The 19,560-nt window shown below is 65.4% G+C and carries 13 protein-coding genes; 5 read left to right on the top strand and 8 right to left on the bottom strand.

The features are described 5' to 3' along the window. Positions 1-89: 89 nt before the first annotated feature. From FB598_RS15135 to FB598_RS15150, 4 genes are all read right to left on the bottom strand, one after another. The gene (locus tag FB598_RS15135) at positions 90-1,286 is read right to left on the bottom strand and encodes a TIGR03364 family FAD-dependent oxidoreductase (protein WP_141915181.1); all 1,197 of its coding nucleotides are present in this window, start codon (positions 1,284-1,286) and stop codon (positions 90-92) included. A 193-nt stretch (positions 1,287-1,479) separates the two neighbouring features. Beyond that, a complete protein-coding gene (locus tag FB598_RS15140; RefSeq protein ID WP_255464047.1) occupies positions 1,480-2,463 on the bottom strand; it encodes a putative 2-aminoethylphosphonate ABC transporter substrate-binding protein in 984 nt (327 codons plus the stop codon). Positions 2,464-2,576: 113 nt separating this feature from the next. Then, positions 2,577-4,250 carry a putative 2-aminoethylphosphonate ABC transporter permease subunit gene (locus FB598_RS15145; protein ID WP_255464048.1) on the bottom strand — a complete coding sequence of 558 codons (1,674 nt, stop codon included), beginning with the start codon at positions 4,248-4,250 and terminating at the stop codon, positions 2,577-2,579. A 59-nt stretch (positions 4,251-4,309) separates the two neighbouring features. Beyond that, positions 4,310-5,542, bottom strand: coding sequence for a putative 2-aminoethylphosphonate ABC transporter ATP-binding protein (locus FB598_RS15150; RefSeq protein ID WP_255464036.1), 1,233 nt, complete (start codon positions 5,540-5,542; stop codon positions 4,310-4,312). 242 nt (positions 5,543-5,784) lie between these two features. Between FB598_RS15150 and FB598_RS15155 the strand changes: the two genes are divergently transcribed. The 3 genes from FB598_RS15155 to FB598_RS15165 all read left to right on the top strand — a co-directional run bounded on the left by FB598_RS15155 (position 5,785) and on the right by FB598_RS15165 (position 9,520). Beyond that, positions 5,785-6,309 carry a TonB family protein gene (locus FB598_RS15155; protein WP_141915174.1) on the top strand — a complete coding sequence of 175 codons (525 nt, stop codon included), beginning with the start codon at positions 5,785-5,787 and terminating at the stop codon, positions 6,307-6,309. Between the two features lie 240 nt (positions 6,310-6,549). Next, complete coding sequence (locus tag FB598_RS15160) at positions 6,550-8,472, top strand: SurA N-terminal domain-containing protein (RefSeq protein WP_141915172.1); 1,923 nt, start codon at positions 6,550-6,552, stop codon at positions 8,470-8,472. A gap of 328 nt (positions 8,473-8,800) precedes the next feature. Further along, positions 8,801-9,520: a glutamine amidotransferase gene (locus tag FB598_RS15165; protein WP_141915170.1), complete on the top strand. Its 720-nt coding sequence runs from the start codon at positions 8,801-8,803 to the stop codon at positions 9,518-9,520. A 109-nt stretch (positions 9,521-9,629) separates the two neighbouring features. Here FB598_RS15165 and FB598_RS15170 read toward each other — a convergent pair whose 3' ends face one another. After that, positions 9,630-10,280, bottom strand: a complete 651-nt coding sequence (locus FB598_RS15170) for an arylesterase (protein WP_304599181.1) — start codon at positions 10,278-10,280, stop codon at positions 9,630-9,632. Between the two features lie 22 nt (positions 10,281-10,302). On the opposite strand from FB598_RS15170, the gene FB598_RS15175 reads away from it, so the two are divergent. Beyond that, complete coding sequence (locus FB598_RS15175) at positions 10,303-11,034, top strand: ABC transporter ATP-binding protein (protein WP_183405867.1); 732 nt, start codon at positions 10,303-10,305, stop codon at positions 11,032-11,034. A 9-nt stretch (positions 11,035-11,043) separates the two neighbouring features. Here the strand turns inward: FB598_RS15175 and FB598_RS15180 are convergent, their stop codons facing one another. The 3 genes from FB598_RS15180 to FB598_RS15190 form a co-directional block, all read right to left on the bottom strand. Next, positions 11,044-11,994: a DMT family transporter gene (locus FB598_RS15180; RefSeq protein WP_141915165.1), complete on the bottom strand. Its 951-nt coding sequence runs from the start codon at positions 11,992-11,994 to the stop codon at positions 11,044-11,046. Next, positions 11,948-13,516 (bottom strand): NAD(P)H-hydrate dehydratase, encoded by a 1,569-nt coding sequence (locus FB598_RS15185; RefSeq protein ID WP_141915162.1) that lies wholly within the window; start codon positions 13,514-13,516, stop codon positions 11,948-11,950. Before FB598_RS15185 ends, FB598_RS15180 begins: the two co-directional genes overlap by 47 nt. A gap of 294 nt (positions 13,517-13,810) precedes the next feature. Next, entirely contained in the window at positions 13,811-15,085 is a 1,275-nt protein-coding gene (locus tag FB598_RS15190) for an FAD-dependent oxidoreductase (RefSeq protein WP_141915160.1), read from the bottom strand. 384 nt (positions 15,086-15,469) lie between these two features. Between FB598_RS15190 and purL the strand changes: the two genes are divergently transcribed. Beyond that, positions 15,470-19,495, top strand: a complete 4,026-nt coding sequence (gene purL / locus FB598_RS15195) for a phosphoribosylformylglycinamidine synthase (protein WP_141915157.1) — start codon at positions 15,470-15,472, stop codon at positions 19,493-19,495. Positions 19,496-19,560: the final 65 nt, after the last annotated feature.

The raw sequence follows: 19,560 nt of genomic DNA on the forward strand, positions 1-19,560 counted from the left end.
GCGGCTAACGGTACCGAAACCTGGCGCAAGCCAGGAGCCGGTGCCGCGCATCGCCTCTCGCGGAATGCCCGGACAAGTCTATCCGGTCCTTATGCCAGCACCGTGCTTGGCGCAGGCGCCGCGGCGGTACTCCCCGAAGGCAGCGCATCGCCGGCCAGCAGCGCCTTGACCACGCGCTCGCCCAACCCCAGTCCCACGCTCATGCCGATGCCGGTATGCATCAGCACGGCCGTGGTCTTGTCATCGATCGGCAGCGCCGAGAACGGGCCGGGGCCCTTGCTGCCGTACACGCCTTGCCAGCGTTCGAGCACCTGCACGCGGGTGGCCAGCGTGTCTTCGGCCAGGCCGATCATCAACTGGTCGATCTCTTCGCTGTTGAAGGGCGGCGAGTCGGCGCCGTAGTAGTGCGAATCGCCGATGATCAGTTCCTGATAGGGCGTCGGGCTGACCAGCAGGTGGATGCCATGCTTGTTGAGCAGCGGCGCGGTCTGGTCGATCTCGGCATGTACCGCGCGCGCGGTGGGCAGGTCGGAGAAGGCGCCGTAGTGGGTGCAGGAGAGGCCGGTCAGCACCGCGTGCGTCAGCGGCAGCGCGTCTTCGGTTTTCACGCGCAGCATCTGCAGGCGGCATTGCTTCAGGTTCATCGCCTGCAGGCGGTCGGCGAACAGGGTCTGGTAGTCGTGGCCGGAGCACACCACCACGCGTTCGGCGCGGAATTCGCCGGCGGTGGTGGAGAGGCGGCCGTCGCCAGCGCCATGCACCAGCGTGTTGAAACGGAAATGCACGCCCTGCGAATGCAGGTAGGCCACCAGGGCCGGCATGGCCTCGCGCGAATACAGTTGCAGGTCTTCGGTGCCATGCAGGGCCGCGAGGTGATGGCTGAAACGGCCGTTGTAGAGGGTATTGAGCTTGTCGCCTTGCAGCAGCGAGGCGCGGTATTCGTATTGGCGCGCGCGCACGATCATGAATTCCTGCAGCACGTCGCGTTCGGCCTCGGTGCGGGCGAACAGCAGGGTGCCGGCTTCGCGCGCGCTGAAATTGGCGCGCGTCGACAGGTGGAGCCACAGCTCGCGGCTTTCGCGGGCCAGCTCCAGCATGATGCCGGGCGGCTGGCCGGTGACCAGGCCCATGCCGAAGTTGCGGATCGAGGCGCCCAGCGGGGTGCCGGTGCGCTCGAAGACGGCCACGCGCAGGCCGCGCTTGACGGCGGCGTAGGCGTGCGCCAGGCCGAGGATGCCGGAGCCGACCACGGCCAGGTCGAAGTGTTGGGGATCGGTGCTGTTCATGAATGCTCCATCTGGTTCTGTTTGCAAAGATGTCGTTGAAGAACCTGATTGAAATGACATTTGCTCAACTCCCATCGAGATCGCAATCAGGTTCTAAGCGGGCGCTCTGACGTCGCCCGTCGGTTGCCGCTGTTCCTCTTGCAGCCTGCGCCACCGGGTGGCGGCGCAGGCCGTACTGCCTTGGCCGTACGGCTTATTGCTTCTTCTCGGCCTTGCTTTCGTAGCGTTTGCTCCACTCGGTCAGGATGCGGTCGCGATTGGTGCTGGCCCAGGTGAAGTCGTTCTTGATCAGGCGCTTTTCATAGTCGGCCGGCAGCAACTCGTCCGGTTTGGCGATGCCGGGCATGGCGACCACCGCGAAGTTCTTCTCATACAGGGCCATGGCATCCTTGCTGGCGGAGAAGTCGGCCAGTTTTTTCGCGGCTTCCAGGTTCTTGGTGCCCTTGACGATGGCGGTGGCTTCGATGTCCCAGCCCAGGCCTTCGGACGGCAGGATCACGTCGATCGGCGCGCCTTCCTTCTTGGTCTTCACGGCGCGGTATTCAAACGCGATGCCGATCGGGAACTCGCCGGTGGCGGCCTGCTTGCAGGGCTTGGAGCCGGAGTGGGTGTACTGGCCGATGTTCTTGTGCAGGGCGTCCATGTAGGCCCAGCCCTTTTCCTCGCCCATCATCTGCAGCCACGCCGAGACGTCCAGGTAGCCGGTGCCGGAGGAGGCCGGGTGCGGCATCACGATCTTGCCGGCGTAGACCGGCTTGGTCAGGTCGGCCCAGGAAGTCGGCTTGGGCAGGCCCAGCTTTTGCGCTTCCACGGTGTTGAAGCAGATTGCCGAAGCCCACACGTCCATGCCGACCCAGGCCGGCGGATTGGCGGCGCTGCGGTACTTGGCATCGATGTTGGACAGGGTCTTGGGCGCGTATGGGGTCAGCATGCCTTCCTTGTCCAGCATGGCCAGGCTGGTGGCGGCCAGGCCCCAGATCACGTCGGCTTGCGGATTGGCCTTTTCGGCCAGCAGCTTGGCGGTGACGATGCCGGTGGAGTCGCGCACCCACTTGATTTCGATATCCGGGTTGGCCTTCTGGAAGGCGGCCTGGTAAGCCTTGATCTGGTCCGCCTCGAGGGCGGTGTAGACCGTCAGCGTGGTGGCGGCATGCGCGGCCTGCGCCGAGAACAGCATGCCGGCGCCGATGACCGATGCGAGCAGTTTGAACAGCTTGGTTTTTTTCATGATGGCCTTTGGATGGGCTGGGTTGAAAAAGCGTCCGAGGAACGCCGGATGGGAAAATCGGGTCAGTGGCTGCGCCCGCGGCGCCAAGCCTGGGCGCGGACGATCCAGCGGCTGCCGGCGGCGTGCATCAGCAGCGAGGCGGCGGCCGAGGTCAGCAGGATCAGCGTCGACATCGCCGCAGCCGGGCCGACGTCGCCGGCGTCGTCCATGTTGAGCACGGCGACCGAGGCCAGCACGGTGTCGGGGCGGTACAGGAAGATCACCGCCGAGACCGTGGTCATCGACGATACGAACAGGTAGCGGAAGATATCCAGCAGCGCCGGCAGGCACAGCGGCACGGTGATGCGCACGAAGGTCTTGAGCAAGGGCACCTTCAGCGACAGCGAGGCGGCTTCGAATTCGGGATCGAGCTGCTTGAGCGCGGTGACGGCGCTCAGGTGGGCGGTGGTGTAGAAATGCACCACCGAACACAGCACCAGCAGCGTCATCGTGCCGTACAGGAAATTGAACGGATTGGCCGGGTGGTTGAAGAACAGCAGGCTGCCCAGGCCCAGCACCAGTCCGGGCACCGCCATCGGCAGGAAGCACAGGAACCGCAACAGCGGGCCGAGCATGGCCGGGCCGCGCGTCTTTTCCATCAGCCAGGCGCCGGTGAAGATCACCAGGGTGCCGGCGATGCTGGTGCCGCAGGCCAGCTTGAGGCTGTTCCAGTAGGCCAGCCAGCCGCCGCCGTCCATGTTGTCGAAATCGTAGTGCTGCAGCGTGAGTTGCAGGTTGTACGGCCACAGCTTGACCAGCGAGGCGCCGATGGCGACCGCGATGATGGTCAGGATGGCGGCGGCCAGCGCCGTCACCGCCAGCAGGTTGGCGCCATCGCGGCGCCAGTCCGGGCGCGGCACATAGGATTCCGAGCGGCTGCTCATCTGGGCGCGCTGGCGGCGCTGCAGCCAGGCGTCGACGGCGAAGGTGAGCACCGCCGGCACCAGCAGCAGCAGGCCGATCAGCGCGCCGCGGCCGAACTGCTGCTGGCCGACCACCGCTTTGTAGGCTTCCACCGCCAGCACGCTGTAGGCGCCGCCGACGATCTTGGGCACGCCGAAATCGGTGATGGTGAGCGTAAATACCAGGCAAAAGGCGCCGAAGATGCCGTAGCGCGTGGCCGGCAGGGTGACGCTTTTGAAGGTGCGCCAGCGCGACGAGCCCATGGCGGCGGCGGCGTCGTACAGGCGGCCATCGGCTTGCGACAAGGCCGACAGCAAGATCATCAGCGCATGCGGGAAGGTGTAGAACACTTCGCCCAGCAGGATGCCCCAGAAACCGTAGATGCTGCCGTCCATCCATTCCTTGAACAAGCCCTGGTTGCCGAACAGGTAGATGAGCGCGATGCCAGGCAGCAGCGACGGCGCCAGCAGCGGCAAGAGCCCGATGCCGCGCCACACCCCTTTGAGCGGAATGCAGGTGCGCTGCAGGGCGTAGGCGAACACATAGGCCAGCGGCACCGTGACCAGCGCGGTGACAAAGGACACCCACAGGCTGCGTCCCAGCATGGGCAGGAAATTGATGTTGGAAAACAGGGCGGTCAACGGCTGCAAGCCGGCCCAGCGGCCATCGGGAGTGAGCGCCGCCTGCATCAGGATGAACGCCAGCGGGCCGCCCAGCCCCAGCAGCAGCGCGGCCAGCAGCAGCCACTTGAGGCCGCCAGCGCTGTGCAGGCCCGGCGCTCCCAGTTCGGGCATGGCGCTGCTAGCAGTGGCGGCGGTGGCGGCGGTGGGAGGCATCGCGGCGGCGTTTCTCATCAGACGAAGACCTGCAGCGATTGCCGCGGCAAGGCGATCCAGATGCTTTCGCCGCCATGCATGGCGCCGAGGCGCTCATGCGTCCCGGCCATGATGTCGGCCATCAGCGTTTGCCCGGGCAGGGCATCGGCGGCAAGGGCGATGCGGTAACGGTTGCCGAGATAGATGCGGTCGATCACGCGGGCCTGGAAGCGGTTGGCGGCTTGCTCGGCGGGGAACAGGTCGACCGCTTCCGGCCGGCAGAACAGGCGGCCGCTGGAGAGTTCGTCTTCCTCCGGCCGGATCTCCAGTTGCAGCGAACCGACCGCGACCTGGGAACCCGAGATCCGGGTGAAGGGCAGCCAGTTGGACTGGCCGATGAAGTCGGCCACGAAGGGCGAAGCCGGGCGGCGGTAGATCTCGTCCGGCGTGCCGAATTGCTCGATGCGGCCGCGGTTCATCACGGCGATGCGGTCGGCCATCACCATGGCTTCTTCCTGGTCGTGCGTGACCATCAGGGTGGTGATGCGGAATTCCTTTTGCAGGCGGCGGATTTCCAGTTGCAGGTGTTCGCGCACCAGGGCATCCAGGGCCGACAGCGGTTCGTCGAGCAGCAGCAGCGAAGGCGACGGCGCCAGCGCGCGCGCCAGGGCCACGCGCTGCTGCTGGCCGCCGGAGAGCTGGCCGGGATATTTGCGCTCGCTGCCGGCCAGGCCCACCATGCCCAGCATCTCGGCCACGCGCTCGCGCCTTTGCTGGCGCGACAGCTTGCGCTGGCCGGCCGCGGCATTGAGGCCGTAGGCCACGTTGTCTTCCACGGTAAGGTTGGGGAACAGCGCGTACGACTGGAACAGGATGCCGTAATCGCGCGCCTGCGGCGGCAACTGCGAGATATCGCGCCCGCCGGCCTGCAGGCTGCCGGCATCCTGGCGTTCCAGGCCGGCGATGGTGCGCAGCAGGGTGGTCTTGCCGCAGCCGGACGGTCCCAGCAGGCAGACCATCTCGCCCTGCCTGACCTCCAGCGAAACACGGTCTAGCGCGGTGAAGGCGCCGAAACGCTTGTCGATGCCGCGCACCGACAGGAAAGCCTCGCCGCCATCGGTATGGGACAGGTCGCCGGCATGGGGATGGGAGGCGGTCGGAAGGTGGGAGGCAGTCTGCATCGTCTGGTTGGTCTGGCTGGTGGGGCGGCTGGGCCGCAACGCTGCCGCAATCGGTTGCCGTGCTTGCAGGAATTGAGCGCTGTCGCGCATTTGCGGGACGTTGTCGGTCTCAAGGCAAGCGGATGTTACGGGGCAAATATGACTGCTGGATGACAGCTCCCTCTGTGATAGCGGGGTAATATCCGACCTATAGATTGAAGTTATGGATGGCGCGTAAACAGGCTTGATGGAGAAGGCGGCGGCACTGATATAGTGTCGGGATTGCTGGCGCGGGATCGCACGGCGTCGCTGTGTTGCCAGCCGCCATCGGCGCACGTGCAGGGAGAACGAATATGAGTCAAACAAGGAAACTGGCATATCGCGGGCCGTCCCGCCTGACGCTGGCCAGGATCGGCGTGGCGGCATTGCTGGCCGCCTGTTCGGGGCCGGAGAGCACGCAGCAGCAGCGCGACGACTTGGCCAGGTCCATCATCGAACAGAAAAAGACCACGGCGGACGGCACCTCGACCGCCACCACCGCCGATGGCTACAAGCAGGATCTGGCCAAGCGCATCTCGCAGGTCAATTTCACCAGCGTCTATGTCGAGCGTCCGCAGGCGCTGCTGCGCTCGGTGATCGTGGTCAAGTATGTGGTCGACCGCGACGGCAACCTTGTCAACAGCGAGATACTGCGCAGCAACCGCGACAAGCAGGCCGAGGCCAGCGCGCTGGGCAGCCTGAAGAATACGGCGCCGTTCCCCAAGCCGCCGGAGGCGCTGCTGCGGCACGGCCGCATCGAATTGTCCGAAAGTTGGCTGTTCAACAATGACGGACGCTTCCAGTTGCGCAGCGTGGCGCTGGCGCAGATGGGCGAATGAATGCAGGCATCCGCGACCGGTGCGGGGATGTTGCCGGGGATGGGCATGTGTATAATGTCGCGCGTGCACGACTGAGTGCGTTGTGCGCCTGAGGGCTTGCCGCAGGAAGCGTTTCCTGGCGGTTTCCCGCTCCGCCGGACCAGGGCGAACGTGAGTTCGCCTTTTTTATTACCGAATCCGGCGCGAGACAGCGAGGGGCGCGCACCTTCATTGACCGGATCGTTTATTGATTGGCTATTCATGTTTGAATTCATTCGTACCCACCAGCGCCTGATGCAGTTCCTGCTGCTGCTGTTCATCTTCCCGTCGTTCGCTTTCTTCGGCCTGGAGGGCTACAGCAGCCTGACCGACAGCGGCAGCGCCGTGGCCAAGGTGGCCGGACAGACCATTACCAAGGAAGAGTGGGATGCCGCGCATCGCCAGCAGCTCGAACGCATGCGCCAGGCCTATGGCGATCGGTTCGACACCAGGCTGTTCGATACCCCCGAGGCGCGCCGCGCCATCCTCGACAACCTGATCGCGCAGCGCGCGCTGGGCGCCGAAGTGGCGGCCAGCAAGCTGGTGGTGCCTGACCAGGCGCTGCAGCAAAGCATCCTGCAAATCCCGGGCCTGACCAAACCGGACGGCACCTTCGATAACGACCAATACCGCGTGCTGCTGGCGGCCCAGGGCATGACTCCCAAGGGCTATGAGGCCAGCCTGCGCCGCGAAATGGCGCTGCAGCAGTTGAATGCGGCGATCCAGAACACCGCATTCGCGCCCAAGACCGTGGCCGACAACCTGTCGAACCTGAACGACCAGGAACGCACGGTGCAGATGCTCAACTTCAAGCCGGAGAGCTACGCCTCCCAGGTCAAGGTGACCGACGAGATGCTCAAGGCCTACTACGACAAGAACGGCAAGCGTTTTGAAACGCCGGAGCAGGCCAGCATCGAATACGTGGTGCTCGATGGCGCCGCCGTGGCCGCGCAGTCGCAGGTGACCGATGACGACATCAAGTCCTACTACGAGCAAAACCAGAAGCTGTATGCGACCGAAGAACAGCGTCGCGCCAGCCACATCCTGATCACCGTCAAGAAGGATGCGCCGGCCGCCGACAAGGAGGCCGCCAAGGCCAAGGCGGCAGGCCTGGTGGCCCAGCTGCGCAAGAATCCGGGCGATTTCGCCAAGCTGGCCAAGGCCAATTCGCAAGATCCGGGCTCGGCCGAGAACGGCGGCGACCTGGGCTTCTTCGGCCGCGGCGCGATGGTCAAGCCTTTCGAAGATGCTGCTTTCGGCCTCAAGCAGGGCGAGATCAGCGATCCGGTGGAGTCGGACTTCGGCTATCACGTGATCGAAGTCACCGGCATCAAGCCGGCGTCGGTCAAGCCGCTCGACTCGGTGAAGGATGAGATCGCCGGCGAGATCAAGAAGCAGATCGCGGCGAAGAAGTATTCCGAGCTGGCCGACCAGTTCAACAACCTGGTCTACGAAAACGGCGACAGCCTCAAGGCGGTTTCCGACAAGCTCAAACTGAAGATCCAGACCGCCACCGGCGTCACGCGTGCGCCCAACCCGGCGGCCGGCGCGGCGCCGTACAACAATGCCAAGTTCCTGGCGGCGCTGTTTACCGACGACGTGATCAAGTCCAGGCACAACTCCGAGGCCGTGCAGGTCGCCCCCAATACGCTGGTGGCCGGCCGCATCAGCCAGTACACGCCGGTGACCGTGCGTGCCTTCGAGGACGTCAAGGCTGACGTGCACAAGGCCGTGCTGCAGCAGGAAGAGCAGGCGCTGGCCACCAAGGCCGGCCAGGCCCGCCTGGCCGAACTGCAGGCCAAGGATGACGGCGCCGGCTTCAGCGAGGCCAAGGTGGTGTCGCGCGTGAAGGCCGAAGGCTGGAACGAAGAGGCGTTCAATGCCGTCATGAAGGTCGATGCCGCCAAGCTGCCGGCCTACACCGGCGTGGAAATGCCGGGCATGGGTTACCAGATCTACCGCGTGACCAAGGTGGAGCAGCCCAAGACCGTGGATGCGGCGCGCCGCAAGGCCGAGCAGGAACAGATCGCCAATGCGCTGTCGCAGCAGGAAGCGCTGGCCTATCTCGGCTACCTGCGCGAAAAGGCCAAGACCAAGCTGTTGAAGGGCGCCGCCGCGATCAGCGCCGACGATGCCGCCAAATAAGGCCGCTAAATAAGGCCGCTAAATAAGGCAGCCAAGCCGCAGGACGCACCGCAGATGTGAAGCGGCGCGCCTGCGGCGCCCCATGCCGATGATATCCGTGCATGGGCGCGACAATCAGCTAAAAAATTTATACAGGCCGCTTCTCCAGCGGCCTTTTTTGTTTCATTATTGAGGCAGCGCAGCATTTTTCAGCATGCTTCGCTTGCCATCCCGAGCGCAGTTCGCCTCATCCCGGCGTGATCCGGCTGCCGTAGCATGATCAGGAATCGCCCGATGGGAATGCTTCCGATGCAATGTTTTGCCATTGAATAGCCGACTACTGTTTTCCATGCCAGCCCCAGTCCTGATCATCCAAACCGGCGATCCCAACCAGACCCTCAAGAGCAGCTATGGCGGCTACGCGCAGCAGATCCAGTCTGCCGCCGGACTGGCCGACCATGAAACCGAAACCGTCACCGTGTACCAGGGGCAGGCCTTGCGCTCGCCCTGTTCCTACCGCGCCGTCTTCATCACCGGTTCGCCCGCCATGGTGACCGACAAGGAAGACTGGAGCGAGCGCACCGCCGAATGGCTGCGCGATGCGGCGGCGGAACAGACCCCGATGTTCGGCATCTGCTACGGCCACCAGTTGCTGACCTATGCCTTCGGCGGCGAAGTCGGCTACAACCCGGCCGGCCGCGCCGCCGGCACCATGCATGTGCAAACCTACGACTGCTGCCGCAAGGATGCCTTGCTGGGCGAGCTGCCGACCACTTTCCCGGCGCACATGCTGCACATGCAGTCGGTGCTGCGCCCGCCGGCGGAAGCAGTCGTGATGGCGCGCTCGCCGCTGGATCCGCACCACATGCTCAAGCATGCGGAAAACATCTATTCGACCCAGTTTCACCCGGAATTCTCGCCGGATTTCGTGCGGGCTCACCTCAATTACTACGCCGAGGTGTATCGCGGTTGCGGCATCGACGCCGCGGCGCTGTGCGAGAAAGTCAGCGAAACGCCGCAATCGACCGGCTTGCTGCGCCGGTTCCTGGCGCTGTATGCGCGGCACTGAGCGGTTCAACCAAGCCCGTTCGCCCTGAGTAGCCGCCTGGCGGCGTATCGAAGGGAGCGCGCCTGCCCAGCCCGAATCAGGGCCGCCCGAACGGGGGCGATGAGGGTGCTTATTTCAATCCGACCAGCGGCTTCAAATGCGGCCAGACGTTATCCAGCAGCATGGCTTGCGCCTGTTCGTTGGGATGGATGCGGTCGGCCTGGAACAGCTCCATGTTGGCGGCGATGCCATCCATGAAGAAGGGCACCAGCGGCGCCTTGTTCTGCCTGGCCAGGCGCTGGAACATGTCAGTGAAGCGGCGCGTGTAGTCGGCGCCGTAGTTGGGCGGGATCTGCATGCCCACCAGCAGCACCTTGGCCTTGCTCTGGCGCGCCAGGTCCATCATGGCCTGCAGGTTGTCTTGCGTGGTGTTGAGCTGCAGGCCGCGCAGGGCGTCGTTGCTGCCCAGTTCGATCACGACGATATCGGGCTTGTTCTTTTCCAGCAGAGAAGGCAGGCGATTCTTGCCGCCGATGGTGGTGTCGCCGCTGATGCTGGAGTTGATCACCACGGCATCGACCTTGTGTTGCTGCAGGCGCTGCTCCAGCAGCCGGGTCCATCCGGTGCCGCGCGCCAGTCCGTATTCCGCCGACAGGCTGTCGCCGAGCACGAGCAGGGTTTTTGGGGCAGAATAGGCGCTCATCGCCGCCAGCATCAGGGCGATGCCCGCCAGCAGCCGCAACCATGCCTTGAGGCCGGTTCGCGCTGCGAATGTCGCCATCCTTCTTGCCTGAATGCCCTGCATGCCCGATTCCGCTGCCGCCATTGCTGCCGATCCTGTCGCCATTTCTGCTGTTCCCGCCATTGAAGTCCTTCAGTTGTCCAAACGCGTTGCCGATGCATCGGCCGAATCCGGCCAGCTCACGATTCTTTCCGGCATCGATTTTACCGTGGCCTCCGGCACCACGCTGGCCATCGTCGGCGCGTCGGGTTCCGGAAAATCCACGCTGCTGGGCCTGTTGGCTGGACTGGATACCCCCAGCGAAGGTTCCGTGCGGCTGGATGGCACAGACATCTTCGCCCTCGATGAAGACGGCCGCGCGGCGCTGCGCAAGCGCAAGCTGGGGTTCGTGTTCCAGTCCTTCCAGTTGCTCGGCCACCTCAACGCGCTGGAAAACGTGATGCTGCCGCTGGAGTTGCGCGGCGACGGCGAGGCGCGCGCCAAGGCCGAACGGATGCTGGCGCGCGTGGGCCTGGGCAGCCGTCTCAAGCATTATCCGAAATACCTCTCCGGCGGCGAGCAGCAGCGCGTGGCGCTGGCGCGCGCTTTCGTCACCGAGCCGCCGCTATTGTTCGCCGACGAGCCCACCGGCAGCCTCGATGCCGCCACCGGCGAATCGGTGATCAAGCTGATGTTCGAACTGAACCAGGAACGCGGCTCCACGCTGGTGCTGGTGACGCACGACAATTCCATCGCCGCGCGCTGCGCGCGCACCATCACCATCGCTGCCGGCCGCCTTGCCGGCAATACCTGAACCTGAGGTTCAGACCGCTTCCATCGGATCGGCCGGCGGCAGCGGATGCGCGCGCTTGTGCTCGACATAGGCGATGCCCATGCCGCTGGCGCAGATGATGGCGATGCCGATGAGAGTGATGTGGTCGGGAAACTGGCCGAACACCAGCCAGCCCATGCCGGATGCCGAGATGATCTGGGCGTAGAAGAAGGGCGTGAGCACCGAGGCCTCGGCGTGGCGGTAGGCGTTGTTCTGCAGGAAGTGGCCGATGGTGCCGGTGAGGCCGGTGGAAATCAGGATCGCCCATTCGACCAGGTCCGGCGTATGCGAACTCCAGAAGAACGGCACCGCCAGCGTGGATAGCGCGCTGCCCATCAGCGCGCCGTAGAACAGCGTCACCATCGGGTCGTCGGCCTGGTTGGCCTTGCGGTTGAGGATGGACATGAGCGCCATCGTGCAGGCCGACAGCAAGCCCAGCGCCACGCCGTGCGGCGGGATGTCGCCGCCGGGGCGGATCACGATCAGCATCCCGGTAAAGCCGACCAGCACCGCGATCCAGCGCGAGACATACGCCCGTTCCCCCAGCAGCCACGGCGAGATCGCCAGCACCACCAGCGGCGCGCAGAAATTCATCGCCGTGCCTTCGGCCAGCGGCACAACCTTCAATACCGAGAAAAAGATCAGCGTCGACGCCAGCAGCAGGGTGCCGCGGCCGATCTGCAGGCCCAGCCGGTTGGAGCGGAAGATGCTGCGTCCGGTGCGTTTCTGGTAGAGCGGCACCATCGTGGCCGCCATGAACAGGACGTTGATGGTATAGCGCATCCACGCGATCATCACCACGTGGTAGCCGGAAATGGCCAGCAGCTTGCCGGCCGCGTCCAGCAGGGACAGCGTCCACAAACCAGTGACCAGAAAGATGATCCCCAGCCAGAGCTTAGGTGTATGTACGACTCGGAATTGCGGCAGGGCGCTGGTGGACATGGTCTCGGATGATGTTGTTGAACACGGCTCGGATGGCCGGGATGAATTCGCTCGCAGTCAGCCCGACCGGGCCCAGGCCTTGCGCCACCAGCCGGTCGGCCGCGGCGCCGTGGATCCAGGTGGCGGCCAGCGCGGCGGCGCGCAGGGGCCAGCCTTGCGCCAGCAGCGCGCCGCACAGGCCTGACAGCACGTCGCCGGTGCCGGCCGTGGAGAGCGCCGGATTGCCGGTCGGGTTGATCACCATCTCGCCATCGGGAAAGGCGACCACGGTGCCGGCGCCCTTGAGCACGGTGATGGCATTGAAGTGGCGCGCCAGCATGCGGGCGGCCTGGGGGCGGTCGTTCTGGATGTTCTGGGTCGTGGTGTCGAGCAGGCGCGCGGCTTCCAGCGGATGCGGGGTGATGATGCTGGCGATTTCCCCGCTGCCGCCGCGGCGGTCGTGCAGCTTGTGCTGCAAGGTCGGTTCGGCCGAGATCAGGTTGAGGGCATCGGCATCGACCACGATGTCGGCCTGGCTGTCGAGCGCACGGGCCAGGATGTCGTGCGCGTGGCGCGAGGTGCCCATGCCGGGACCGACCACCAGCGCCGCGCTGGCGCCGAATTCGACGCGGTCGGCGACGCGGAACATCAGTTCCGGATGCATGCTGTCGTAGGCCGGCCCGTCGTCGACAAACGCCAGGTAGACCCGGCCGGCGCCGCCAAACGCCGCGGTGCGCGCCGCCAGCACCGGTGCTCCGGCCATGCCGCGCGCGCCGCCGACGACGATCACGTCGCCGTAACTGCCCTTGTGCGAGTTGTTGGCGCGCGGCTTGAGGGAGGCCGCAAAATGCGCCGGCCCGTTCAGGAAGGCGCGGGTCGGCCGGTAGCAGCCTGGGGCGATGTCCAGCGCTTGCAGCGCGATGAGGCCGCTATGGTCCTTGCCCTCGCAGGTATGCAAGCCGGGCTTGTCGCCGATGAAAGTGATGGTGTGGGTGGCATTGACCGCCACGCCATCGGCGCCGCCGACGATGCTGCCGGTGTCGGCATTGAGCCCGCTGGGGACGTCGATGGACAATACCGGGCAGGGCAGGCCGTTGACATGATCGATGATGGCGCGCAGCTTGCTCGTGGGCGCGCGCGCCAGGCCGATGCCGAACAGGCCGTCGATCACCAGCGCCCAGGATTGTCCGCGCAGGCCGGCCGGCGTGAGGTCGTCGATGAACTGGATTTCCGCTTCGCGGGCGCGCGCCAGCGCGCGGCGCGCATCCTCGGGCTGCTTGCCCTGGTCGGCGTGCAGTTGCACGGCGACTTCGATGCCGGCTTCTTCCAGGATGCAGGCCGCTTCCAGCGCATCGCCGCCATTGTTGCCGGGGCCGGCCAGGACCAGCACCGAGGGCGAGGATTGCGTGGTGGACGACAGCAGTTGCTGCGCGTATTCCGCCACGGCCGCGCCGGCACGCTGCATCAGGGTATAGGAGGGGAGCCCGGACAGGGCGGTTTGCTCGATTTCGCGGATTTCGGCAACAGAATAGAGCGCGCTCATGGCTGTGATCGCTGATGCGTTGGTGTTGCGGTGATCGGGATGAACTGCAGAGGTGAGGCTGTGCCTCGAAATCATTCTAAGTCAATTGCGCAGAATGCGCTGCACGCCGGCAGATGAAAAAAATCGACGACGAAGTAAAACGCCGTCGCCCTGGCGAAAGTCAGGGCCCAGTATCGTTCAACGGCCGTCGAGACACAACGAAAGACACTGGATCCCGGCCTTCGCCGGGATGACGAGTTACGGCAGGGACTTGGCCGAACGATATTGCGGTGGGCGTCGGGTGTGGCGGAGAAGTCAGGCCGTCGCCAGATCCTGCGGCAGGAAGCCTGCCGGATCCACTTCCGGCTGCTCGCCGGCGACCATATCGGCCAGCGCGCGCGCCGAGCCGACTGCGGCGGCCCAGCCGGCGATGCCGTGGCCGACGTTGACGAAAACGTTGCCGTGGCGCGTGGGGCCGAACAGCGGCATGCCGCTGGGCAGGAGCGGGATCGTGCTGCTCCAGAAGTGCGCCTGGTTGTAATTGGCGGCGTTCGGGTAATAGTCGCCCGCGATCTTGAGCAGGTTGCGCAGGGCCTTGGGCGGGATCGCCTGCGACGGCGGCAAAAAGCCGAGCAGGCCGGTGATGCGGATGCGGTTGCCCAGGCGCGTCATGGCGACCTTGTAGCTGTCGTCGAACAGCGCCATGTCGGGCGCATCGTCGGGGTTCTTGACCGGCACCAGCGCCGAATAGCTTTGCAGGGCGCGCATCGGCAGCGGCGTGTCCAGCGGGCGCAGCAGCTCGGCCGTTTGCATGCCGGCAGCCAGCACCACGCCATCGATGGTCAGGCGGCTGGCCAGGTGCGGCGACTCCAGTTCCAGCGCCACGCGTGCGCCGAATTCAGGCTGGATCGACTTGACGGTCGAGCCGAAATGGAAAGACACGCCCAGTTCCTGGGCCGCGTTGCGCATCTGCTTGGCGAACAATACGCAATTGCCGGCGATGTCGTCCGGGTAATACAGCGCGCCGGCCAGGGCGGCTTCGGAAGAGAAGGCCGGTTCCAGCTGGCGGATCGCGGCGGTGTCGAGCGTCTTGTGCCGGATCTCGCATTGCTGCGCGCTTTCTTGCAACGGCGCCATGCGCGCGGCCTCGGCCGGGGTGCGGAACAGATGGAATACGCCGCTGCTGTTTTCATGCTCCATCGCATAATGTTCCTGCAACTGGCGTGTGAGTTCCAGGCCGTAAGCCGACAGGCGGGTGAGCCGGAGCTTGTTGTCGGCCAGGCGCTGCTGCTGGGCCAGGCGCGTCTGGCGCATCCAGCGGCTGCGCTTGAGGTCGGTTCCCGATGCCAGCAGCACGCGCGGTTCTTCCTGGAAACGGCAGGCGAAGGTGGCCAAGGCGCCGGGCAGGGTCAGCGGCATGGCCGCGCCGGGCGCGAGCAGGCCGGAATTGCCGAACGTGGCTTCTTCGGCAACATGGGCACGCCGTTCGATGACGGCGACCTCATACCCCTTGGCGGCCAGGAAGTAGGCGCTGCAAATCCCTGAAAGTCCCCCGCCGATGACGGCGATCTGTCGATGTGTGTTGTTCACTCTGTCTGTCTTAATGGCGGATCAGCCGCTGTTGTCAGCGCCATCGGGCGGCCGCCTTGGCGGCGGCGTTTCCGATGCGGCCGGAATGATACCTCGAAATGCTCTTGCCGCTCCGATATTGCCGGAATGTCATGCAAGTTTCCGACCAAAGGGGGGCTTGTTTGACTGATTCCGGGAACGGCGGGTGTTGTTGGGGACAACGCATGGGCAGGAAGTGTCGATGACAGCGCGGATGCCCGCAGGCGCCCGCTTTCAGTGGGCCGAATACCCTTGTCCACTGTATAATTCGGTCTTTGCTGACAAACGCGCGCACGATCCACGGGTCGGCCACAAGCCGCACCAGCACCAGTTTTCCCGATTCAAGCCAACTGCCTCGACCTCGCCATGCTGATTCTGCCGGGCTCCAATGCCCTTTCCGCTTTCCGCACCCAACGCCTCCTGTCCCAACTGCAAGCTGTCGATCCCGCCATTACCGGCGTTTCCGGCCGTTTCCTGCATTTTGTCGATGCCGCAGGCGCCCTGACCAAGGAAGACGAGGCGCGCCTGAACGGCCTGCTGACCTATGGCGACCCGTTCAACGGCAGCGACGAGGGCGAGTCCTTCGTCGTCATTCCCCGCTTCGGCACGATTTCGCCCTGGGCCAGCAAGGCCACCGATATCGTCCACAACTGCGGCATGGTCCATATCCACCGCGTCGAACGCGGTATCGTCTACCACGTCCAGGTCAAGAGCGGCCTGCTGGGCGGCGCCAAGAAGCTGGCCGATGCCAGCATCCCGGCCGTGGCGGCGCTGCTGCATGACCGCATGACCGAGACCGTATTGCGCCATCCGGACCAAGCCGCCGGCCTGTTTACCGAACTGCAGGCCAAGCCGCTGGAGTCGGTGGATGTGACCGGCGGCGGCCGTGCCGCCCTGGAGCGCGCCAACGTCGAACTGGGCCTGGCCTTGTCGGACGACGAAATCGATTACCTGGTGGACGCCTTCACCAAGGCCCGGCGCAACCCGACCGATGTTGAGCTGATGATGTTCGCCCAGGCCAACAGCGAACACTGCCGCCACAAGATCTTCAACGCCGACTGGACCATCGATGGCGCGGCCCAGGACAAGTCGCTGTTCGGCATGATCAAGAACACCCATCAACTGAACCCCAAGGGCACGGTGGTGGCCTACAGCGACAACTCCTCGGTCATCGAAGGCGCGACAGTGCCGCGTTTCTACCAGCGCGGCGCCGGCCGCGGCAACGTGTACGAGGCGTCGGAAGAGCTGACCCACATCCTGATGAAGGTGGAAACCCACAACCACCCGACCGCGATCTCGCCGTTCCCGGGCGCCTCCACCGGCGCCGGCGGCGAAATCCGCGACGAGGGCGCTACCGGGCGCGGCGCCAAGCCCAAGGCCGGCCTGACCGGTTTCACCGTCTCCAACCTGATGGTCACGCACGCCGTGCAGCCCTGGGAAAACGCGCGCGATGTGGCGCAACCCGTGGCCGAGCGCGATCCCCGCGCCGACGGCGGCATCTACGGCAAGCCCGAGCGCATCGCCTCGCCGCTGCAGATCATGATCGAAGGCCCGCTGGGCGGCGCCGCGTTCAACAACGAATTCGGCCGTCCCAACCTGGGCGGCTACTTCCGCACCTACGAGCAGAACGTGGGCGGCGAGGTGATGGGCTACCACAAGCCGATCATGATCGCCGGCGGCATGGGCAACATCTCGGCCAAGCACACCAAGAAGAACGACCTGCCGGCGGGCAGCCTGCTGATCCAGCTGGGCGGCCCCGGCATGCGCATCGGCATGGGCGGCAGCGCTGCCTCGTCGATGGCCACCGGCGTCAATACCGCCGACCTGGACTTCGACTCGGTGCAGCGCGGCAACCCGGAAATGGAACGGCGCGCGCAGGAAGTCATCAACGCCTGCTGGGCACTGGGCGACGAGAACCCGATCCTGTCGATCCACGACGTCGGCGCCGGCGGCCTGTCCAACGCCTTCCCCGAAATCACCAACGACGCCAAGCGCGGCGCGCTGTTCGACCTGCGCAAGGTGCCGCTGGAAGAGTCCGGCCTGGCGCCCAAGGAAATCTGGAGCAACGAATCCCAGGAGCGTTACGTGCTGGCCATCGCGCCCGAGCACCTGGAGCTGTTCAGGTACCTGTGCGAGCGCGAGCGTTCGCCGTTCGCCGTGGTCGGCACCGCCACCGAAGAGCGCCAGCTGAAAGTGATCGATCCCGAGCACAACAACAGCCCGGTCGACATGCCGATGGACGTGCTGCTGGGCAAGCCGCCCAAGATGCATCGCGACGTCACGCGCTTAACCAAGGAATTGCCGGCGGTGGACCTGACCGGCATGGACCTGGTGGATGTGTCGTACCGCGTGCTGCGCCTGCCGACCGTGGCTGACAAGTCGTTCCTGATCACCATTGGCGACCGCAGCGTGGGCGCCATGACGGTGCGCGACCAGATGGTCGGTCCCTGGCAGGTGCCGGTGGCCGACGTCGCCGTGACCGCGATGGGCCTGGAAGGCTATCTGGGCGAGGCGATGGCCATGGGCGAGCGCACCCCGCTGGCCGTGATCGATGCCCCCGCATCGGGCCGCATGGCGGTGGGCGAGGCGATCACCAACATCGCCGCCGCCCCGATCGCCGCGATCGGCGACATCAAGCTGTCGGCCAACTGGATGGCGGCCTGCGGCCAGCCCGGCCAGGATGCCGCGCTGTTCGACACCGTCAAGGCCGTGGGCATGGAACTGTGCCCGGCGCTGGGCGTGTCGATCCCGGTGGGCAAGGATTCGCTGTCCATGCGCAGCACCTGGAGCGACGACACCGGCGCCAAGTCGGTGACGTCGCCGGTGTCGCTGATCGTGTCCGGTTTTGCGCCGGCGACGGACGTGCGCCGCGTGCTGACGCCGCAACTGCGCAAGGACCAAGGCGACACCGTGCTGATCGTCATCGACCTCGGCCGCGGCAAGAACCGCATGGGCGCTTCGGCGCTCACGCAAGTCATGCAGCAGATCGGCAATGAAACCCCGGACGTGGACAGCGCCGAAGACCTGAAGGGCTTCTTCAGCGCCATCCAGCAACTCAATGCCGACGGCAAGCTGCTGGCCTACCACGACCGTTCCGACGGCGGCCTGTTCGCCACGCTGGCGGAAATGGCCTTTGCCGGCCATACCGGCATCTCGGTCAACCTCGACATCCTGACCATGGAAGGCGAGCATGCGGCCGACTGGGGCGACTCCAAGAACTGGACCACGCAAGTGGCCGAGCGCCGCAATGAACTGACGCTGCGCGCGCTGTTCAACGAGGAACTGGGCGCGGTGATCCAGGTGCGCGCCGAAGAGAAGTCGGACGTGATGAACGTGCTGCGCAGCTTCAACCTGGGCGCCTGCAGCCACATCATCGGCAAGCTTAACGAGCGCGACGTGGTGGAATTCCTGCGCGACGCCAAGAACATCTACAGCCAGCCCCGCATCGAGCTGCAACGCGCCTGGAGCGAAACCAGCTGGCGCATCGCCCGCCTGCGCGACAACCCGGCCTGCGCCGACGCCGAATACGACCGCATCCTGGACGCGGCCGACCCCGGCATCAGCCCGAAGCTGACGTTCGATCCGCAGGAAGACATCGCCGCGCCGTTCCTCAACATCGGCGCCGCCGCCCGTCCCAAGGTGGCGATCCTGCGCGAGCAGGGCGTGAACTCGCACATCGAGACCGCCTTCGCCATGCACAAGGCCGGCTTCACCGCGGTCGACGTGCACATGAGCGACCTGATCGCCAACCGCGCCAAGCTGGACGACTTCAAGGGCTTCATCGCCGTCGGCGGCTTCTCCTACGGCGACGTGCTGGGCGCGGGCGAGGGCTGGGCCAAGACCATCCTGTTCAACGCGCAACTGGCCGAGCAGTTCTCGCGCTTCTTCCAGCGCGGCGACACCTTCTCGCTGGGCATTTGCAACGGCTGCCAGATGATGAGCAACCTGAAGTCGATGATCCCTGGCGCGCAAGACTGGCCCAAGTTCACCCGCAACAAGTCCGAGCAGTTCGAGGCGCGTTTCGTGAACGTGGAAGTGGCGGATTCGCCGTCGATCTTCATGCAGGGCATGGCCGGCACCCAGGCGCCGATCGCCACCGCCCACGGCGAAGGCTTTGCCGACTTCTCGCAGACCGGCGACATCAGCAAGGCCATCGTCGCCATGCGCTACGTCGACAACAAGGGCGCCGTGACCGAGGCGTATCCGTACAACCCGAACGGTTCGCCGCAGGGCATCACCTCGGTGACCACGCCGGACGGTCGCTTCACGGTGCTGATGCCGCACGCCGAGCGCGTGTTCCGCACCGTCACCCAGTCCTGGCACCCGGAATCCTGGGGCGAGGATTCGCCGTGGATGCGCATGTTCCGCAATGCGCGCAAGTGGGTGGGATAATCCTAGCCGGCCCGCCTGGCGGGCCGTTGACGCGATAGGGCAATAAAAAAGCGCAGTTCCGAAAG

This window comes from Herbaspirillum sp. SJZ106 (genome assembly GCF_006715495.1).
Classification (GTDB): domain Bacteria; phylum Pseudomonadota; class Gammaproteobacteria; order Burkholderiales; family Burkholderiaceae_D; genus Herbaspirillum.

Coding starts and splice junctions, on each gene's coding strand:
- FB598_RS15135 (WP_141915181.1), bottom strand. CDS start 1,286: ATGAACAGCACCGATCCCCAACACTTCGACCTGGCCGTGGTCGGCTCC.
- FB598_RS15140 (WP_255464047.1), bottom strand. CDS start 2,463: ATGCTGTTCTCGGCGCAGGCCGCGCATGCCGCCACCACGCTGACGGTC.
- FB598_RS15145 (WP_255464048.1), bottom strand. CDS start 4,250: ATGCCCGAACTGGGAGCGCCGGGCCTGCACAGCGCTGGCGGCCTCAAG.
- FB598_RS15150 (WP_255464036.1), bottom strand. CDS start 5,542: ATGCGCGACAGCGCTCAATTCCTGCAAGCACGGCAACCGATTGCGGCA.
- FB598_RS15155 (WP_141915174.1), top strand. CDS start 5,785: ATGAGTCAAACAAGGAAACTGGCATATCGCGGGCCGTCCCGCCTGACG.
- FB598_RS15160 (WP_141915172.1), top strand. CDS start 6,550: ATGTTTGAATTCATTCGTACCCACCAGCGCCTGATGCAGTTCCTGCTG.
- FB598_RS15165 (WP_141915170.1), top strand. CDS start 8,801: ATGCCAGCCCCAGTCCTGATCATCCAAACCGGCGATCCCAACCAGACC.
- FB598_RS15170 (WP_304599181.1), bottom strand. CDS start 10,280: ATGGCGACATTCGCAGCGCGAACCGGCCTCAAGGCATGGTTGCGGCTG.
- FB598_RS15175 (WP_183405867.1), top strand. CDS start 10,303: ATGCCCGATTCCGCTGCCGCCATTGCTGCCGATCCTGTCGCCATTTCT.
- FB598_RS15180 (WP_141915165.1), bottom strand. CDS start 11,994: ATGTCCACCAGCGCCCTGCCGCAATTCCGAGTCGTACATACACCTAAG.
- FB598_RS15185 (WP_141915162.1), bottom strand. CDS start 13,516: ATGAGCGCGCTCTATTCTGTTGCCGAAATCCGCGAAATCGAGCAAACC.
- purL (WP_141915157.1), top strand. CDS start 15,470: ATGCTGATTCTGCCGGGCTCCAATGCCCTTTCCGCTTTCCGCACCCAA.